We start from the raw sequence: 18,113 nt of genomic DNA, 5'->3' as shown, positions 1-18,113 counted from the left end.
CCTGAGCAAAGAAAGGGGGGCATTATGCCCCCTTTTCCATAAACGCGCGATAAACGGTTTACTTGTCTGCAATTTTGCGCAGTTCACTGGACTGGATAATATTGCCATCCAGCGCGGCGTCAGCGGCGGAGCGGCCAAACGCCACATCCATCAGCTGGCTGTAGTACATGACCGGCATGTTGAAATGGGTCTTGTACTTGGCATTGATGTCATCCTGGTAGACTTCCACATTCATCTGGCACAGCGGGCAGGGGGTGACGATCATGTTCGCGCCGTTGTCGTAGGCGGATTCGATGATGTCCTTGACCAACGCCTGGCCTTTTTCCGGTTCGGCGAACATCAGGCCACCGCTACAGCAGGCCACTTTCTTTTCGTACTTGACCAAGGCTTCACCGCCAAGGGTTTCCACCATTTTGTCCAGGTACAGCGGGTTTTCGAACGATTCGCCGTTGATGCCGAATGGGCGGTTGGTCTGGCAGCCAACGTAACCGGCAATTTTCAGGCCTTCCAGCGGCTTTTTGACCTTCTGCCCCAGCGCGTCGTAACCGATGTCCTCAATCAGGACTTCAACCATGTGACGGACTTTTTTCTTGCCAGCGTATTCCAGCTTGACCGACTGTAGCGCGATGTTGGTCTCTTCTTTCAGGCGCGGGTTATGGTTGATGCGCTCCTGCGCTTCACGGGTGTTGAGCCAGCAAGCGGCGCAGGTGGCGACAATGTCCTGGTCGGGATGGTGTTTTTCGGACAGGGCAATATTGCGGGCGGAAAGCGTCAGGCGTGGCAGTTCGCCGCCTTCCACATAACCGACGGATGCGCCGCAGCAGTTCCAGTCAGGAATCTCGTTCAGGACAATATCCAACTCTTCACACAGGGTTTTCACCGATTTGTCGAGGTTGGATGAGGATGCGCCTTTTTGGGAGGAGCAGCCTGGGTAATACGAATACTCTTTCTTTGCCATTGCTCTCACTCCTTATTGGCGGCTTGCAGGCGGGCCATTTCCAGTTCCTGGGCTTTTTCCAGCATGGCGTGGAAACCGGATTTGTCCTGGATGCCGTGGCCGCCAAGGATTTCCATCGGGTTCATGCGTTTGGTTTTCAGCATGTTCATGCCCAGTTTCTGTTGCGCCATGGCGACCTTGACGCCCTCGGCGAAGCCATCCTTGAAGTACAGGGCCAAGCCGAGCTTCAGTTCGTTGGCGCGCCCGTTCTTGGTGATGTTGTTCCAGAATTTGGTGCCGAAATCAGCGGTAGGCTGCCGCTTCGGCATCAGGCCGGTGCGTTTGGCGTGGGTGGCCAGGCCGTGCATGATGTGGGTGATCGGCAGGCCGCGCGGGCAGCGGGCGATGCAGTTGTAGCAGGAGGTGCACATCCACATGGAGCTGGAAGACAGCACTTCTTCGCGCTTGTTGGCGCGGATCATCATGAAGATTTCCTGCGGCGGATGTTCCCAGTGCGGCCCGAATGGGCAGGAGCCGGAGCACACGCCGCATTGCATGCACATCTTGACCCAATCGCCTTCCTCAACGTTGTCCACGACCTCTTTGAGGAAGTTGCCCTTGTATTTGTCAATCATGGTCTGATTGATAGCAGTGCTCATTGCATCCTCCTCCTTAGAACTTGAACGGGCTGAGGCCGACACGGTTAATCACTTCCACCATTTCATCCAGCAATTTCGGTGAGCGGTTGATGTCGGTGATGGCAACTTCGTGCACCGCCACGCGCTCGGCCTCAAGGTTCATGGTGGACAAGGTGTCGCCGATCTTGGCCATACGAACGTGCGCCATTTCCGAGCCTTTGACAAAATGGCACTGGTAATCTGCGCCTTTTTTGCAGCCCATCATGACCACGCCGTCATAACCGTTGCCCAGCGCATCCTTGATCCAGATGGTGTTGGTGGAACCCAGGCAGCGCACCGGAATGACGCGGATGAAGGCGCTCATTTCACTGCGTTTCAGCGCGGCCATGTCCAGTGATGGGTAGGCATCGTTTTCGCAGGCCAGCACCAGGATGCGAGGCTTTTCCTGGAACTCGTCCGGTACGTCGACCGCCTTGATCTGTGCGCCGACCGTTTCGATGGAGTAGTTCTTGAAGGAAATGACCTGCACCGGGCAGGCACCCATACAGGTGCCACAACGGCGGCAGCGCGCTTCGTTGTATTGCGGGTAGCCTTTCTCGTCTTCGTTGATCGCGCCGAATGGGCATTCCACCGTACAACGTTTGCACTGGGTGCAGCCTTCCTTACGGAAAGTCGGGAAGCTCAGGTCGCCGGAGCGTGGATGGGCCGCACGGCCAATCGCAGAGTTTTCGATCGCCTGGATGGCTTTCATCACTGCGCCCATCGCGTCAGTTTGCGCCTGGCCACCGTCCATTGGGCGGCGCACCGGGCCTGCGGTGTAGATGCCAGTGCGGCGGGTTTCATATGGGAAGCAGATGAAGTGGGAATCGGCGAAACCATTCACCAGTTGTGGCACGTCCGGCCCCTGACGGTATTTCAGGTTGAGGATGGATTCGACCGGAACCTTGACTTCGCCAGCGGTTGGTTCGGCATCGATATTGACCCCGGCGTTTGGCACCATGCCCGTTGCCAGCACCACTAGGTCGGCATTGATGGCGTCGTCTTCACCCAGGATCAAATCCTTGAAGTTGACTTTCAGGTCGTTGCCGCTGACATCCACGGTGGAAACCTTGCCTTTGCGGAAGGTGACCATTTTGTCCTGGGCGCTGCGGTAGAAGTTTTCACCACCTGCGCCCGGTGTGCGTAAATCGTCAAACAGGATGGTGGTTTCAACGTCCGGGTTGGCACCCTTGAAGTACATGGCCTGCTTGATGCTGGTGCCGCAGCAGTGGCCGGAACACCATGACAGGTGGCCTTCCTTTTCGCTGCGTTGGCCTGCGCACTGGACAAATACGACGTTTTCCACCGCTTTGCCGTCGGCGCGTTTGATCGGGCCGTCGCCTGCGGCTTTGGCCATGGCTTCCAGTTCAAGCTGGGTGACAACGTTAGGGGATTTGCCGTAGCTGAATTCAGGCAGGTTGTTGGCGTCATAAGGTTTGAAGCCGCTCGCCTGTACGATGGCACCGAATTCGGCCATGGAGCCTTCGCCTACACTGGAGGCAATCACCACACTGAAGCGCCCTGGTGCGCCGCTGGTGCTGGCGACTGTGGAATTCAGGTAAACGGTGATCTTGTCGTCGGCTTCCACTGCTGCGATCAGGGCGTCCACGCCGGTATCCTGCGCTTCTTGGTAGGGGGAATGCTGCGGTTGGCGCTTATATAACTGCCCCATCACCCCGCCGAGGCGGTCGGATTTTTCGATGATGCTGGCGTAGTAACCGGCTTTGGAGGCTTCCAGCGCCGCAGTCATGCCGGTAACGCCACCGCCAACCACCATAATATGGTTGTTCTTGCCTTGTTCACCGCTGGGGTCGGCCTGATGCATCGCCTTGACTTCGGCGCAACCCATGCGGATGTAGTCGGACGCCATTTCCAGGGTCGTTTCGTCGTTCTCAGCACCTTCTGGGCGCACCCAAATGACGCCTTCGCGCAGGTTGACGCGGGAAGTCGGCACAGCACCGAAATTGAATGCCTCGGTCTTGGCGCGACGTGAGCAGGCCATAATGACCAGCTTGTCCACCTTGTCATCACCTGTTGCGTTCAGGTCGGCGTTGATAATGTCCAATCCAGCCTGACTGCACAGGAAGTCATGGGTTTTGCAGAAAGCAATGCGGCCTTCGCGCACCGCGACGTTTTCCAGAGTGCTGACATCCAAACGATCGCCGATGCCGCAACCTGTACACAGATAACCACCTACTTTCATCTTATGCTCCTGCTACCTGGTTGACGACCTGTACTGCGCGCAGGGCTGCGGCAGTGGCGTGTTGCACGGCGCGGTTGACATCCATCGCGTCGGCAGCAACCCCGGCAGCGAAAATGCCACCATTGGCTTCGTCGTGTTCGATAAAGCCTTCTTCGTTGACTGCGATCTTGATCGGCAGCCCTTTGAAGTCAACGCTTGGCTCCATGCCAGTGGCCAGCACCACCAGATCATGGGTGTTGGCATAACGGTGATAGCCTTCGGTATCCACGCCATGCAGCACCGGGTTGCCTTCCTTGTCCTGTTCGACTTTGGCGACCTTGGACTTGATGAAGCTGACATTTTCATCCGCTTGCACGTTGCGGTAGAAGTCTTCGAAACGGTCAATCGAACGGATGTCGATGTAGTAAATCGTGGACTTGCCTTCGCTGCCGTACTTTTCAGTGACGTACTGGGTCTGCTTCAGGGAAGCCATGCAGCAGAAACGTGAACAGTGGCGCAAGTAATTGCGGTCACGCGAACCGGCGCACTGGATGAAGGCAATGTTTTTCGCTTCCTTGCCATCGGATGGGCGCAGCAGTTTGCCGCCAGTTGGGCCGTGCGGATCCATCAGGCGCTCAAATTCAACGTTATTGATGACGTTGGGGTAGCGGTCATAGCCGTAAGGCTGAATTTTGTTGGCGTCGAAAGGCCGCCAGCCGGTGGCGAAGATGACGGAACCAGCTTTCAACTCAAGGGTTTCTTCCTGCTGGTCAAGGTCGATGGCACCGTATTTGCAGGCTGCCTTGGCGGCTTCGGCTTCAGGTGTGCCGATAATGCGGGAGTCAATGACGTATTGCTGCGGATAAGCCATCGGGTTGGGCAGGTAGATGCTCTTGCGCTTGCCCAGGTTGTAGTTGAACTCGTCATCGAATTCGCTGGTGGAGGCTTTTTCGCATTCGCCGCAAACCGTGCAGTTGCTGCTGACATAACGTGGCGTCAGGGTGACGCTGACGGTGTAGTCGCCTTTGTCGCCGCTGATATTGGACACTTCCGCCTGTGTCAGCACCGTCAGGTTTTTGTTCATCTTGATGCGGCGCTGGTTGATTTCTTGCCCGCAGGTGGGGTGACACATTTTGGGGAAGTATTTGTACAGCTGGGAGACACGTCCGCCAAGATAAGGGCGTTTTTCCAGCAGGATGACCTGCTTACCGGTTTCAGCAGCTTCCAGCGCAGCAGTCATACCGCTGATGCCACCGCCGACGACGATAATGGTCTGGTTGGTTGCAACGACAGCCGTCATTGAGGCTCCTCCGTCAAGGACAGTATTGGAAATCCTGTGTGAAACGCCCGTGATTAGCCAACTGTGTACGGGTCAGCGGGAGGGCGCTCCCTTAAAGTGGCAGGCAGGATACTATACTTTATGCGCCGCATTCCAGCGGCTACCCTAATGGGGATATGTGCTTTTATTGATTTGCAAATCAAATAAATAGATCGGATTGAGAAAATCCGACAAATATCGATTATTAATTATATTCTTATGGAGTTGAACGGCCGAGTCAGTGAAACTCGGCCAGTTCTTTAATGTGCGCGGTCACGCTGCGCCCTAGTGGCGACAACTCATAACCACCTTCCAGGCAGGACACGACCCGGCCACCACAGTGATCCTTGGCGATCTGGCATAGCTCACGGGTAATCCACACGTAATCGCGCTCCACCAGATTGAAGCCGCCCATGTCGTCTTCCAAGTGGGAGTCAAACCCTGCGGAAATCATCACCAGTTCTGGCTTGAAATCACGCATGGCAGGCAACCAATTGTTGGATACGGCTTCCCGCCAAGCGGCACCGCCGGTTCCTGCTGGCAAGGGTAGGTTGAAGATATTGGGCACATTCGTGTCTGCCCCGGTAAAGGGGTAGAATGGGTGTTGGAAAGACGAGCAGAACATGACGCGCGGGTCGCCGGAGAAAATTTCTTCGGTGCCATCGCCGTGGTGTACGTCGAAGTCCACGATGATGATGCGCTCCACTCCGTACACGTCCATGGCATGCGCTGCGCCGACAGCCACATTGTTGAAAATGCAGAAACCGGCGGCGCGGCTGCGTCCAGCATGGTGGCCGGGCGGGCGGATAATGCAGAAAGCATGCTTGTGGTTCCCCGCCATTACGAGGTCGACCGCCATCACTGCTGCACCCGCGCCATGCAGGGCTGCATCCAAGGTGTACGGGCTCATGCCGGTGTCACCATCCAGGTCGGCAAAGCCTTCCTTGGGCGAGGTGGCGAACACGCGATCCACATAAGCGGCGTCATGTACACGCAACAGGTGTTCACGTTCCGCGCAATGCGAGTCATAATGGCGTGAAATCCAGTCCACCCCGGACATGATCATGCGGTTGTTGATGGCGTCCAAACGCTCCGCACATTCAGGGTGGTGCGGGGTGCCGTTGTCATGCAAATGGCAATGTGAGTGTGTTATTACTGCAACTGTCATGTTCTTTTTTAAAAAATGGGAGTAGAATATGCTGCATTGCACAAAAAGATAGACTTTAATGCGCTACATCTGTATATCATAGAGGTTTTGGCCATGAGCCACCATTACTTAAATCAACTATTCTCACCGCATAATATTGCGCTATTCGGGGCCAGTCACCGGGAAAATTCAGTGGGTTCCATTGTCTTCCAGAATCTGCTCAATGCAGGATTCAAGGGAGCTGTTTACCCGATCAACCCTAAGCATACCGAAGTTCATGGTCACCAAGCTTGGCCTAATTTGACCGAACTGAATAAACCTGTCGACTTGGCCGTAGTGGCGACGCCCTCCCGTACCATTCCCGGCATTATCCAGCAATGTGGCGAACACGGCGTAAAAGGCGTGGTCATCATCTCTGCTGGTTTCGCCGAAACCGGCCCACAAGGGAAACGCCTGCAAAAAGACATTGTGGACATTGCCCGTCAGTATGGCGTCCACATCATCGGGCCGAGCTGCCTCGGCATAATGCGTCCTTCCTCTGGCCTTAATGCTACATTCAGCCGCAACCAAGCACAACCCGGGAATTTGGCGTTGGTTTCACAATCTGGGGCAATGTGCACCGCCATCCTCGATTGGGCCGCCAGCCATCAGATTGGTTTCTCCACAGTTGTCACGCTGGGGGACACCGCTGATGTCGATTTTGGTGATGTGCTCGACTTTTTGGCGCTTGATCCCAAAACTGACAGTATTCTGCTGTATGTTGAAGGCATACACAATGCCCGCAGCTTTATGAGCGGGTTGCGCACCGCTTCGCGCATGAAGCCGGTCATCGTGCTGAAAGCTGGCCGCTACGAGGAGGTGTCCCGTGCGGTCACGTCCCATACTGGCGCGATTGTTGGCGGTGATGATGCTTTCGAGGCCGCATTGGAACGGGCAGGCGTCGTGCGCGTCAATACGGTGACACAGTTGTTTGCCGCGGCCCAAATACTCTCCTCCGGTATCCGCGCCCAGCAAAACCGCTTGTTGATCATCACCAATGGCGGCGGCCCTGGTGTCATGGCGACTGACCGGGTGGTGGAAGTGGGCGTGCGTATGGCTGAACTCAGCCCTGATACGCTGGCGGAGCTGAATAAAATTCTGCCGTTTACCTGGTCACATGGCAATCCGGTGGATATTCTCGGCGACGCAGACCCGGCGCGTTATACCGCCGCCCTCAAAGTCTGCATGCAGGATGAGAACCTGGATGGTGTCCTGGTGATGCTGGCACCGCAAGCGATGACTGACCCTGCGGGAGTGGCGCAAGCAATTGTGGAGGTGTGCAAGGACACCAAAAACCGCAAACATTGTAAGCCTATCCTGACCTGCTGGATGGGTGAACAGCAGGTGGCGGCTGGACGCCAGCTGTTGGTGGATGCCGGGGTGCCACATTTCAGTACGCCGGATTCGGCGGTGGAGGCGTTTGCCTACCTTACCCAATACCGCAGCAACCAGAAGCTGCTGATGCAGGTGCCCCCTTCCGTAAAGGAGCAGGCACGCGAGCCTGATGTGGCCGGAGCACGCCTGATCATTGAGAGCGTGCTGGCCGAGGGGCGGCGCTCGCTTTCCACCACTGAGTCACGCGCCATTTTGGCGGCGTTCCGCATTCCGTCCATGCCAACCATCCTGACGCGTAGCCCCTCTGAAGCGTTGGTGGCGGCAGAATCCCTCGGCTACCCGGTAGTGATGAAAATCAGTTCCCCTGACATCCTCCACAAATCGGATGTGGATGGGGTGCGCCTGAACATCAGCAGCGCCCATGCGGTGCGCAGCGTCTATCAGGAGCTGACCGAGGCGGCCCGCCGCAGTTTGCCGGAAGCCAGGATCGAAGGCGTCACCATCGAAAGCATGTACCACAGCAAATCCTCGCGTGAGCTGATGGTTGGCGTGGTGCGCGACCCGGTGTTCGGGCCGGTGATCAGTTTCGGTACGGGCGGCACTTCGGTGGAGGTGCACCGTGACCGTGCGGTGGCGTTGCCGCCGTTGAACGATTACATGATCAAGAAAACCGTTTGCCGCACCCGGGTCGCCAAGCTGCTGGGCAATTTCCGCAATATGCCGTCGATCAATTTCGATCCGTTGTGGAAAGTGATGCAGCGCGTGTCCGAAATGGTGTGCGAGCTGCCGGAAATTGTTGAAATGGACATCAACCCGCTGGTGGCGGATGAGCAGGGCGTGGTGGCGGTGGACGCACGTTTCATCATCAACTACCCGCCTGCGACGGCGCGGCGTTATGACCATATGGCGATTCACCCCTACCCGAACGACCTGGTCAAGCAGCCGCAACTGGCGGACGGCACGGACATCGTTATCCGTCCGATTCGCCCGGAAGATGCGGAAGTCGAGCAGGAATTCGTGCGCAACCTGTCGAAAGAGTCGCGTTACATGCGCTTCATGCAGGCCTTGCGTGAGCTGACGCCTGACATGCTGGTGCGGCTTACGCAGATTGATTACGACCGTGAAATGGCGTTTGTGGCGTTGAGCAAGCAGGATGGCCAGGATGTCGAAATCGGTGTGGCGCGTTACGCCATCAACCCCGACAAGTCCAGCTGCGAGTTTGCGCTGGTGATTGCGGATGCTTGGCAGAACCGTGGATTGGGCGGGCTGATGATGCAAACCTTGATTGACGCCGCCCGCAGCAGAGGGTTGCGCACCGTCGAGGGCGAAGTGTTGGCGCACAACACCGGTATGCTCAAGCTGATGCAACGTCTTGGATTCGACAAGCATAGAAGCGAGATGGATGATAATATCGTCATCGTTGTCAAACGTCTGGGAGAGATTTGTTGCTAGTGGAAGGATCCGCTCAATCGGCCCCGCCAGTTGTCATGACGTTGGCTGGGCATGACCCCGCTGGCGGTGCTGGCGTTCAAGCTGACATTGAAGCAATAGTTAGTCAAGGCTGCCATCCTGTTTCGGTGATCACCTGTTTGACGGTGCAAGACACTTGTGATGTGCAACGCGTGGAACCGGTCGCTGATTACCTGATTGAGCAGCAGGCCGAAGCAGTGCTGGCCGATATGCCCATTGCCGCTTTCAAAATCGGCCTGCTTGGCAGTGTGGCGGCAGTCGAGGCGGTGCAGTGCATCCTGTTGCAGGCACCGGAGACCCCCGTGATTCTTGATCCGGTGCTGGCTGCGGGTGGCGGCAAAGGCCTTGCTTCCGATATTCTGGTTGAAGCCATCCGTGAATGTCTGTTGCCCCTGACGACGCTGCTGACGCCCAATATGCCGGAAGCTGCGCGCTTGGCCATGGGGGGCGCAACTCGGGATGAGCAGGCGTTTTCTTTGCTGGAACAGGGTTGCGATTATGTGTTGCTGACGGGAACCCATGCCGAAACTGAGCAGGTGGAAAATGTCCTGTACGGTGAACGCAAGCGGCTGCGTGGTTGGACGTGGGAACGGCTGCCAGGGCACTATCACGGTTCCGGTTGTACGCTGGCTTCCGCTTGTGCGGCGAATCTCGCCAAAGGCATGGAGGTCAGCAAAGCGGTGGCGGCGGCGCAAGCGTATACCTGGGGAAGTTTGCAGGCGGGGCGCAAGTTTGGGCGCTGTCAGTGGATTCCCGACCGTTTTTACTGGCAACGGGCTTGATGCAGGGGCTTTACGTCATTACGGATGGTTCCGTCGGCAACCTGCTGCTGGAGAAGGTGGGGCAGGCGTTGCGCGGTGGGGCCAGCCTAGTCCAGTACCGTGACAAAACAGTTGGGCAAGGGCGTCGGGAACAGGAGGCACGGGCGTTGCGCTCTCTCTGCCATGAACATGGCGCGTTGTTCATCGTCAATGATGATATGGCGCTGGCGAAAGTGGTGCTGGCGGATGGCGTCCATATCGGTAAGGATGATGCGGCGATCAATGCCGCCCGCGACTATCTGGGGCGTTCCGCCATTATCGGCGTCTCTTGTTACGGCTCGTTGGAGCTGGCGCTGCAAGCGGCAAGCCACGGCGCGGATTATGTCGCTTTTGGCAGTTTTTTCCCTTCCCAAACCAAACCACATGCGCCGCAGATCCCCCTGGGGTTGCTGCGTGAGGCACGGCAACGGCTGGATTTGCCCATCTGTGCGATTGGTGGCATTACCTTAGCCAATGCGCCTGATTTGCTGGCAAACGGGGCGGATATGCTGGCGGTGATCACAGATGTGTTCAATAGCCCGGATATTGCCCATCAGGCGATGTTGTATCGGGCGCTGATCCAGGATCAGGGCGGGCACCATCCGCAGTAAAGGTCTGTAGGGTGTAAATGCTGCGGCCATATTCGTCAACCCCCAGGTCGGACTGCGTTGGTTGCCCTTCCCCATAAGGTTCGCTTTTGAGCATGCCGACGCCTTCTTCCAGTAGGCGGCGCATTTCCGGCGTAAGGTCGGGTTGTTGCAACTGGGTGTTCAGCTTGTGCCGCAGTGGCGCGTTTTCCCGCAGACGTTGCAAGATATTTTCATTGCTCACGGGCGTCCCCAACAACAGGGCCAGTTGTTCCAACGGCGAGCTGCTGTTGATGATTTTTTGGTAGAAAGCGTCGCCCGCCTTGTTCTGGTCGCGCAACAGTTCGATGGTGTAGGTCTGTTCCCCATACTGGAATAGGCTGTATCGGTCTTGCGCATCAGGTGTCGGCAGGTTGTTTTCCAGATAGTGTTGCAACAGGCGGCGTTGTTGCGCTGGCATTTCCACCGGTTTGGCCGCGCCGTCGAATCCAGGGGAAAACTGCATGGCGACCTGGCTGTTGAGGGCGAAGACCGTATCCTGACGTTGCTGGGGAGTCATGCTGCTGGTGCTGATTTCCCGCAACAGGTCGGCATAATCCGCGTCAGCGCCCGCCAAGTTGAGCTTTTGCAGGCGGTAACGGTAATAGGTGTCCGGTGTGAGTTGGGTGCGCAAGGTTTCCAACTGTTGCCAGAATTGATCGGCGGGGATTAGGGTGGGGCTTTCCTGTGATAGTGAGTAGTAAATGTCCAGGTAAGCGCCCAATATGAGGGGGGCTGTCTCGTGCTGGAACTGTTCTTCCAGAAACTGGCGGATACGTTGTTGGCGGGGGGTGAATGTCTGGTTGGCAATGGGCTTGCCCGCATCATCATAGTTGCCTGAACTGGAGGACATCAGGATGCTGAATGCCAGCCGCTGTTTTACCTCTGGAAGGTAGGGGCCGTTGGCCAGGGTGTCCAGCATTTCGTCGAACAATGCATTGTCCTGTGGGTTTCCCAGCATCGCCACCAAGGTGTAAGCGGTTTCATCGCCAAATCCAAGCGTCAGCGCTTGCCCCCACAAGAAGCGTTGGGTTTGCCTCCTGGAGATGCTGCTGGCTTTGTCAACCAGTTCTTGGAGCTGTTGGTTCAGGGCGTCAAAGCGCGGTTGCCAAGTTTGTAGCAGAAATTCATCCGGTGTTTGGTAGGGAGTGAGCGGGTTGGGCATCATCGCCTGCAAGTCGGACAATTCCTGCAGGACAATTTTAAGCTGGTCCAGTATGGGTTCAATACCGCCGCCAACGGTAGCAGCTGTGGTTGTGGAAGGCGGGGGTGGCGTGGGTTCGGTGTTGGCGTGCGGCCAAGGTGAGAGAAAGGCCGCTATCCCGGCTTTGGGGACTGTTGTTATTGGTGCCGTCGCCGGGCCAGCTGGTGATAGTCTGGCGATAGGGGGTGGTTTACCGACAAGGTAAAATAGGAAAATGGCGGCGCCTGCCAATAGTCCTAAACCCAGTTGGTATCTGTTCAAGCGGACGCCTCTCACGTAAGATAGCAATCTTTTTCCCCCTGTAAACTTCAACTGTCAAGGATGCCAGCTGTGACCCGTTCCGAAACCCTGTTCGAGCAAGCCAAACGTTCCATCCCCGGCGGGGTCAATTCCCCCGTGCGCGCTTTCCGTAGCGTTGGAGGAACCCCCCGCTTCATCGCCCGCGCACAGGGCGCTTACATGTGGGACGCTGACGGCAACCGGTTGATTGATTATGTTGGCTCCTGGGGGCCGATGGTGGCGGGTCATGCGCACCCGGAAGTCATCGCCGCCGTGCAGGCAGCCGCTGTTGATGGTCTGAGCTACGGCGCGCCAACGGAAATCGAAATTATCATGGCAGAGAAGATTTGTTCTATCATGCCTGCCATCGAAATGGTGCGCATGACCAGCTCCGGCACCGAGGCCACCATGTCCGCCATCCGCCTTGCGCGCGGTTTCACCGGGCGCAACTACATGGTCAAGTTTGAAGGCGGCTACCACGGCCACGGCGATTCGCTGCTGGTAAAGGCCGGTTCCGGTGCCCTCACTTTTGGACAACCTAGCTCGCCCGGCGTTCCAGCCGAGTTGGCGCAATACACGCTGACTCTCGACTACAACAATAGCACACAGGTGCGCGAAGTGTTTGCTGCTCGCGGGCATGAAATTGCCTGTATTATCGTCGAGCCGGTGGCAGGCAATATGAATTGCATCCCACCGCTGCCTGGATTCCTCGAAACATTGCGTGCCGTGTGTGACGAGTATGGCTCGGTGTTGATTTTCGATGAGGTCATGACTGGCTTCCGGGTGGCCCTGGGCGGCGCGCAGGCGGTGTACGGCGTCCGGCCTGACCTGACCACGTTGGGGAAGGTGATCGGCGGAGGGATGCCGGTTGGTGCGTTCGGCGGCAGGCGCGACATTATGGGGCAGTTGTCGCCGTTGGGGCCGGTGTATCAGGCGGGCACCTTGTCCGGCAACCCAATTGCGATGACGGCAGGGTTGAAACTGTTGGAGATTATTTCCCGCCCGGATTTTTATGCTGATCTGACGAATAGCACTGATTATCTGATGAATGGCATGCGGCAGGCCGCCGCCACCGCTGGTGTGGGTTTTATTACCCAGCAGGTCGGCGGCATGTTTGGTTTGTTCTTTACATCCGAAAAGCGGATCGATACGTATGCCCAAGTGACGGCATGCAATATTACGCAATTCAACCGTTTTTTCCATGGTATGCTGGAACGGGGGGTTTATCTGGCACCTTCCGCTTATGAGGCTGGTTTCGTCTCTAGCGCCCATACCCAAGCCGATCTGGATGAAACCATCGCCATTGCCAGGGAAGTCTTTGCCGCTTTGTAATTCAAGGAAGAATATCCACGTGTTTCTACGGCTCATACTCCTGTTCGCAATCCTGCTGGCTGCGCCGTTTGCGCTGGCGGAAAGCGAATCATCATCCATTTATTCCGATGTGGAAGGTTCCGTCTATCAGGTGCGGGTCATCAACCAGCAAACAGGCAAGAAAACCACCATCGGTTCTGGCTTTGTTGTGATGCAATCCGACATCATCGCCACCAATTACCATGTGGTCAGCACGTTCATCAATAATCCGGGTGAATTTGAACTGGATTATCTGTCCACCACTGGCAATACCGGCAGTTTGGAGCTGCTGGCGGTGGATGTGATTCATGATCTTGCGGTCTTGCGCGCCGAACGCCCCTTGGGCGAACCCCTGAAAATTACCCAGGTGCCGCCCAAAGGGGAGCGCCTGTACTCGCTCGGCAACCCGATGGACAAGGGGTTTTCCATTGTGGAAGGCACCAACAACGGGGTCATGAAATACAGTGATGACAACAACATCCTGTTTTCCGGCAGTCTTAATCCCGGTATGAGCGGCGGCCCGACCCTCAATGGCGGGAAAGAAGTTGTTGGGGTGAATGTGGCCACTTCCGGCAATGGCATTAGTTTCCTGGTGCCAGCCCAGTATTTGGCCATCATGCTGGAGCGCCTGAAGCTGACAGGGTTTAAGGCGGATGAGGATATTCTCCTGCGTATTACCGAGCAGTTGCACGGCAGCGCCGACAAGTATGTGCAGCATCTGCAGGACTCAAAATGGACTAGCCTGAAAATTGGGAGCTTTTCTGTCCCTGGTGACATTGAGGGTGCCACCCGTTGCTGGGATAATAGCCAGAAACCTGATCCAGATGACCTGATCCGCACCTATTACACCCAGTGCAGCAATGAGAACAGCATTTATCTGGATGAAAATCTGGAAGTGGGCAACCTCTCTTATGAATATATTTGGCTGGAAACCGATAAAATCATTCCGGCGCGTTTCTACCGGCAGTATGAAAACATGAATTCCAGCGTGCCCAATAGCCAGGCCGGTAAGCAAGATGTCACCAATTTTGAATGTTTTACCGATTTCACGCCGGTATCCGGGCAGGAATTCAAGATGACGGTCTGCCGCCGTGATTACCTCAATTATGCCGGTTTGAGTGATTTGCTGATTAGCGGCGCACTGGTTGGGCATAAGCGTGAGGGAATGTTGTTCAATCTGGACATAACCGGAACCACTTTTGATGGCGGCATGCAGCTGCTTAAGCGGATGCTGGAGGATTTCAAATGGCAAAAATGATCCTGGAAATCCAAAGCCGTGGCCTAAACCAATATCACCGCTTGGAAAGCTTCCCGGTCACTGTCGGGCGGGCGTTGGACAATGACATCATTTTGTCGGACGCCTCAGTTTCCGCCCACCATCTGCGTTTGGAGCAGGATGAAGCCGGACAGCTGTTTGCCCACAATTTGTCGGATGAAAATGGCACCCGCATGAACGGCCATAAGCTGGGGCAACAACCTGTGCTGGCACCCATCCCCAGCCTGCTGCTGTTGGGCAACCGCAAGATGCGGCTGGTGTCGTCAGAGATGCCGGTGGAAATGACGCATGTCAGCCGTTGCAGCGGCATTTTTACGCCTTTGTGCAAGCCGTTATGGGCGGGGCTGTTGTTGTTGCTGACGATTGTTTCACTGCTGGTTGATGCTTATCTGGACACTTCTTTACAGAAAGAGCCGTTATTCTACCTCAGCGGTTTATTGCCCAATTTATTGTGGATCTTGCTGTGGACATTGTTGATAGGCGGGATCTCCCGGCTGGTCACGCATCGCTGGGAATTTGTGCCTGCTTTGAGTGTGGTGTCCCTGTTTACCCTGATTCCCCTGATATTGCAGGAACTGGGCAGCTGGTTGGATTATTTTCTGACTTCCGACCGACCCAGCACTTGGTTGTTGGTGGGCATTGGCGATTTCCTGTTGTTGCCTATCCTGCTGTACGCTTACCTGCATTGGGTGCTCAGCCAGAAACGGACGCACGCACTGGGCATCGCCCTGCTGCTGAGCGCATTGCCATTGGGATTGCGCGGTATGAACATGTTGGATGAAATGGCGGCGGACAGTGAATTTTCCGCCGACCCGTATTACAACCAGACCTTGAGTTCACTCAATATGCATGCCAAACCGGCGTTGCCGTTGGATGAATACTTGAAAAAGGCGGCTCAAGAACTGCCGCCATTAACGACGGAGTGAGCCTGCCCCAAAAGGCAGGGTCAGAAATCACCATAGCGGTGTTGGAGCAAGGTTAACGCCGCAATGCTGGCAGTTTCCGCCCGCAGGATGCGCGGGCCAAGCGAAACCGCTGTCATGCCTGCCCGTAGGCACTGCTCCACTTCTTCATCCGTGAACCCGCCTTCTGGGCCGATGAGTAAGGCAATGGGGGGGGGCAACTGCGCAGGCAACTGGTGTATGCTTGGAAATTCACCAGGAGCCAGCAGCAGGCATGAGCCTGTTGTTTTCTGTTCCAGCCAGGCGTCCAGCGTCTGTGGTGGCGATATTGTTGGTAGGCGGGTGCGCCCAGACTGTTCACAGGCGGCGATGGCGATGCCTTCCCAATGCTCCACCTTTTTATCAGCTTTTTCCTTGCCTATCCGCACTACGCTGCGCTGGGTGATCAATGGCTGGATATGGGTGACTCCCAACTCCACCGCTTTTTGCAGGGCGAAATCCATTTTTTCAGGCTTGATGATCGCTAGCGCCAAAGTAAGTTGTACGGGAGATTCCGTATTGGCGGAGGAGAAGTTTTCAAGCAGGACTGTGGCGCTGCGTTTACCTACTGTCTCAAGCCGCGCCAGATATTCACCGCTGTCACCGTTGAACAGGATAAGCGATTCGCCAGCGCTCAAACGCAGAACTTGGATGGCATGGTGGAAAAGCGTCGGCGGCAGGTCAAGCTGTTGGCCTGCCTGTATGGGGTGGGGAAGGTAGAATCGGGGAATACGCATAGTGCGGGAAACATATCATAAAAGTATGTGGCAGGAGCTGATATTGTATGAAGCATAAATGCCTGGGTTTTCATCCAAAGAAAACTCAGGCATCTATCGAGCTTATTGATCAGTTATGCTTAGTGGTTGAAAGTTAACAATAAATAAGCACCTGTGTCATTTTTTTTCAGCTGTTGTGACGTTCTCTGTAGGTGTTTCGCCGCTGTCACTTTGGTAATCCGTCAAAAATTGGTGTGGATTGACGTAAAACACTTGGTCTAATCCCAGAGGCTGCGCCGGTTTCCATTCACTGACCTGTGGAGGAAGGCTGCGAATGGAATAGTACAAGTTAGGTGAGCGCGCCGCAGCATTGGCAGGTATGCCGACAGTGCCGATTTTTTCACCCGTTTTAACCCAGCTTGCCGGTTTGACATCCACTTCATCCAAATTGGCGTAATGGTGCAGGCGCCATTTTGCGCCCAGCACCCAAACCGAATTCTCGCCTTGTGGTGAATTTTCACGGTAAAGAACCAAGCCACTGGTGGTCGCTACAACTGGCGTACCCCTGTTGGCAAAAATGTTAATGCCTTTTTGTGCATTGATGCCGCCGATTTTGTAACCGTAAGCGGCAGGATTCCAGTCATACGGTCTGGCACCCTCAACGGGCACATGACGGTCTTCCGGTATCCAGTACCCAATCATAAATATTGTTAATGCCAACAAAAGTAGCAAAGGTTTTTTGTTCATATCTAACACCCTATTCCCTGTCCGCAACTCTTGTTTTATATGACGGACTTTTGGTTCGAAAGTTCGGCTTTTTATATAGGGTATAATAAAATTATTTTTTTGGTCAAAAAACCTTTTTCCGAAGAAAGGCCTATCCAGCCGTTTCAAGTAACTTTTGCTTGACTTCCTTGACAGTGCGGAGCCATTTGGGCGGCACGCTTTTTTGCCAGTCTGTCAAATACTTGTCCAGGGACTTGTCATCGGTGTCATCGCCCAGATTCAGGTAGTTGATACTTCCCCAGGTTTCCGGGTTCGCATCAAAGATTGGCAATAATTGGTTGGCGACCAACTCGTTGAGGCTGCGTCCTTGCGCATACGGGTCGGCACTAAGTGCTTTTTGATACTCCAAATACCAAGTGGGCAGTTTCATGCCTTTGGGCAGCCTGCGGTGCTCCTGTTTGAGGTTATCTTGTTCGTATTCAAGAAACTTGCGGGCGTATTCCTTCCATTGCGGGTAAGGCGGGTTGTCATGCCAGTGTTCGGTCATCTTTTCCAGGGTAAACAGGCTGAAAGCTTCACAAAGGGATTCCTCGAACCATTGTTGGTGAGAAATATTACGTGGTGCCAGATCGTAGTTCGACATCAGATGGCACATTTCATGTGAAAACTGGTAGGTCAATTGCGCCCAGTAACGGCCATGCACATTGAGCATGACGATGTATTCGCCATTTGGTCCCCGATCGTAAATGGATATGGGGCCAGTTGTGCCATTGCGGACTAAGATATTGCCAAATTGGCGTCCTTCCATGTAAGGGCTGATGGCTTCCACCACCGAGTCCAAGACGGTTTTTATGTCATCGGGATTGGCGTCACCCCAGTCCTTGCTTTCCAGTTGTATTTTTGCGGGCGGGGCGAAAGCGCCAGCGTACAACGGAAACAGGAAAAGGCATGTCAGTAACAGGATTTTCAGGTAGCGCATAACATCACTCGGCAATTGACACTCGGTTGCCTGCCGGTGGTGCGGCAGGCGGTTACCCTAACTGGCCGAAATCGGCGTTTGCGGGTTTCTTTCCGCTATTCTGGCGCTCGA

The 18,113-nt window shown here is 55.4% G+C and carries 15 protein-coding genes; 6 read left to right on the top strand and 9 right to left on the bottom strand.

What is annotated here, in order from left to right:
• Positions 1-58 precede the first annotated feature (58 nt).
• The 5 genes from VSS37_RS18855 to VSS37_RS18835 all read right to left on the bottom strand — a co-directional run bounded on the left by VSS37_RS18855 (position 59) and on the right by VSS37_RS18835 (position 6,282).
• The gene (locus tag VSS37_RS18855) at positions 59-958 is read right to left on the bottom strand and encodes a CoB--CoM heterodisulfide reductase iron-sulfur subunit B family protein (RefSeq protein WP_324697701.1); all 900 of its coding nucleotides are present in this window, start codon (positions 956-958) and stop codon (positions 59-61) included.
• Between the two features lie 5 nt (positions 959-963).
• Positions 964-1,596 carry a 4Fe-4S dicluster domain-containing protein gene (locus VSS37_RS18850; RefSeq protein ID WP_324697700.1) on the bottom strand — a complete coding sequence of 211 codons (633 nt, stop codon included), beginning with the start codon at positions 1,594-1,596 and terminating at the stop codon, positions 964-966.
• A 13-nt stretch (positions 1,597-1,609) separates the two neighbouring features.
• Positions 1,610-3,817, bottom strand: coding sequence for a hydrogenase iron-sulfur subunit (locus VSS37_RS18845; RefSeq protein WP_324697698.1), 2,208 nt, complete (start codon positions 3,815-3,817; stop codon positions 1,610-1,612).
• A 1-nt stretch (position 3,818) separates the two neighbouring features.
• The gene (locus VSS37_RS18840; RefSeq protein ID WP_324697697.1) at positions 3,819-5,096 is read right to left on the bottom strand and encodes a CoB--CoM heterodisulfide reductase iron-sulfur subunit A family protein; all 1,278 of its coding nucleotides are present in this window, start codon (positions 5,094-5,096) and stop codon (positions 3,819-3,821) included.
• Between the two features lie 256 nt (positions 5,097-5,352).
• Positions 5,353-6,282: a histone deacetylase family protein gene (locus VSS37_RS18835; protein WP_324697696.1), complete on the bottom strand. Its 930-nt coding sequence runs from the start codon at positions 6,280-6,282 to the stop codon at positions 5,353-5,355.
• A gap of 93 nt (positions 6,283-6,375) precedes the next feature.
• On the opposite strand from VSS37_RS18835, the gene VSS37_RS18830 reads away from it, so the two are divergent.
• From VSS37_RS18830 to thiE, 3 genes are read left to right on the top strand one after another with little or no spacing between them, the layout of a single operon-like run.
• The gene (locus VSS37_RS18830) at positions 6,376-9,087 is read left to right on the top strand and encodes a bifunctional acetate--CoA ligase family protein/GNAT family N-acetyltransferase (RefSeq protein WP_324697695.1); all 2,712 of its coding nucleotides are present in this window, start codon (positions 6,376-6,378) and stop codon (positions 9,085-9,087) included.
• A complete protein-coding gene (gene thiD, locus VSS37_RS18825; RefSeq protein WP_324697693.1) occupies positions 9,087-9,887 on the top strand; it encodes a bifunctional hydroxymethylpyrimidine kinase/phosphomethylpyrimidine kinase in 801 nt (266 codons plus the stop codon). Before VSS37_RS18830 ends, thiD begins: the two co-directional genes overlap by 1 nt.
• Positions 9,887-10,516: a thiamine phosphate synthase gene (gene thiE / locus VSS37_RS18820; protein WP_324697728.1), complete on the top strand. Its 630-nt coding sequence runs from the start codon at positions 9,887-9,889 to the stop codon at positions 10,514-10,516. The genes thiD and thiE overlap by 1 nt, the downstream gene beginning before the upstream one ends.
• On the opposite strand, the gene VSS37_RS18815 is transcribed toward thiE, so the two are convergent.
• Complete coding sequence (locus VSS37_RS18815; protein ID WP_324697692.1) at positions 10,437-11,996, bottom strand: hypothetical protein; 1,560 nt, start codon at positions 11,994-11,996, stop codon at positions 10,437-10,439. The genes thiE and VSS37_RS18815 overlap by 80 nt on opposite strands.
• A 69-nt stretch (positions 11,997-12,065) precedes the next feature.
• Between VSS37_RS18815 and hemL the strand changes: the two genes are divergently transcribed.
• From hemL to VSS37_RS18800, 3 genes are read left to right on the top strand one after another with little or no spacing between them, the layout of a single operon-like run.
• Positions 12,066-13,346, top strand: coding sequence for a glutamate-1-semialdehyde 2,1-aminomutase (hemL, locus tag VSS37_RS18810; protein WP_375339155.1), 1,281 nt, complete (start codon positions 12,066-12,068; stop codon positions 13,344-13,346).
• Between the two features lie 19 nt (positions 13,347-13,365).
• Positions 13,366-14,622 carry a S1 family peptidase gene (locus VSS37_RS18805; RefSeq protein WP_324697689.1) on the top strand — a complete coding sequence of 419 codons (1,257 nt, stop codon included), beginning with the start codon at positions 13,366-13,368 and terminating at the stop codon, positions 14,620-14,622.
• Entirely contained in the window at positions 14,610-15,566 is a 957-nt protein-coding gene (locus VSS37_RS18800) for an FHA domain-containing protein (protein WP_324697687.1), read from the top strand. Before VSS37_RS18805 ends, VSS37_RS18800 begins: the two co-directional genes overlap by 13 nt.
• Positions 15,567-15,586: 20 nt before the next feature.
• Here VSS37_RS18800 and VSS37_RS18795 read toward each other — a convergent pair whose 3' ends face one another.
• From VSS37_RS18795 to VSS37_RS18785, 3 genes are all read right to left on the bottom strand, one after another.
• Complete coding sequence (locus VSS37_RS18795; RefSeq protein ID WP_324697685.1) at positions 15,587-16,318, bottom strand: 16S rRNA (uracil(1498)-N(3))-methyltransferase; 732 nt, start codon at positions 16,316-16,318, stop codon at positions 15,587-15,589.
• Between the two features lie 156 nt (positions 16,319-16,474).
• Entirely contained in the window at positions 16,475-17,191 is a 717-nt protein-coding gene (locus tag VSS37_RS18790; RefSeq protein WP_324697684.1) for a M23 family metallopeptidase, read from the bottom strand.
• Positions 17,175-18,002 (bottom strand): hypothetical protein, encoded by an 828-nt coding sequence (locus tag VSS37_RS18785; RefSeq protein ID WP_324697682.1) that lies wholly within the window; start codon positions 18,000-18,002, stop codon positions 17,175-17,177. Before VSS37_RS18785 ends, VSS37_RS18790 begins: the two co-directional genes overlap by 17 nt.
• Positions 18,003-18,113 lie beyond the last annotated feature (111 nt).

The sequence above is a fragment of the Candidatus Thiothrix phosphatis genome (assembly GCF_035668035.1).
GTDB classification, from domain to species: Bacteria; Pseudomonadota; Gammaproteobacteria; order Thiotrichales; family Thiotrichaceae; genus Thiothrix; species Thiothrix phosphatis.
Note: the sequence above shows the minus strand (reverse complement) of the source record. Positions and strands in the feature narration are given on the sequence as shown.

Coding starts and splice junctions, on each gene's coding strand:
- VSS37_RS18855 (WP_324697701.1), bottom strand. CDS start 958: ATGGCAAAGAAAGAGTATTCGTATTACCCAGGCTGCTCCTCCCAAAAA.
- VSS37_RS18850 (WP_324697700.1), bottom strand. CDS start 1,596: ATGAGCACTGCTATCAATCAGACCATGATTGACAAATACAAGGGCAAC.
- VSS37_RS18845 (WP_324697698.1), bottom strand. CDS start 3,817: ATGAAAGTAGGTGGTTATCTGTGTACAGGTTGCGGCATCGGCGATCGT.
- VSS37_RS18840 (WP_324697697.1), bottom strand. CDS start 5,096: ATGACGGCTGTCGTTGCAACCAACCAGACCATTATCGTCGTCGGCGGT.
- VSS37_RS18835 (WP_324697696.1), bottom strand. CDS start 6,282: ATGACAGTTGCAGTAATAACACACTCACATTGCCATTTGCATGACAAC.
- VSS37_RS18830 (WP_324697695.1), top strand. CDS start 6,376: ATGAGCCACCATTACTTAAATCAACTATTCTCACCGCATAATATTGCG.
- thiE (WP_324697728.1), top strand. CDS start 9,887: ATGCAGGGGCTTTACGTCATTACGGATGGTTCCGTCGGCAACCTGCTG.
- VSS37_RS18800 (WP_324697687.1), top strand. CDS start 14,610: ATGGCAAAAATGATCCTGGAAATCCAAAGCCGTGGCCTAAACCAATAT.
- VSS37_RS18795 (WP_324697685.1), bottom strand. CDS start 16,318: ATGCGTATTCCCCGATTCTACCTTCCCCACCCCATACAGGCAGGCCAA.
- VSS37_RS18785 (WP_324697682.1), bottom strand. CDS start 18,002: ATGCGCTACCTGAAAATCCTGTTACTGACATGCCTTTTCCTGTTTCCG.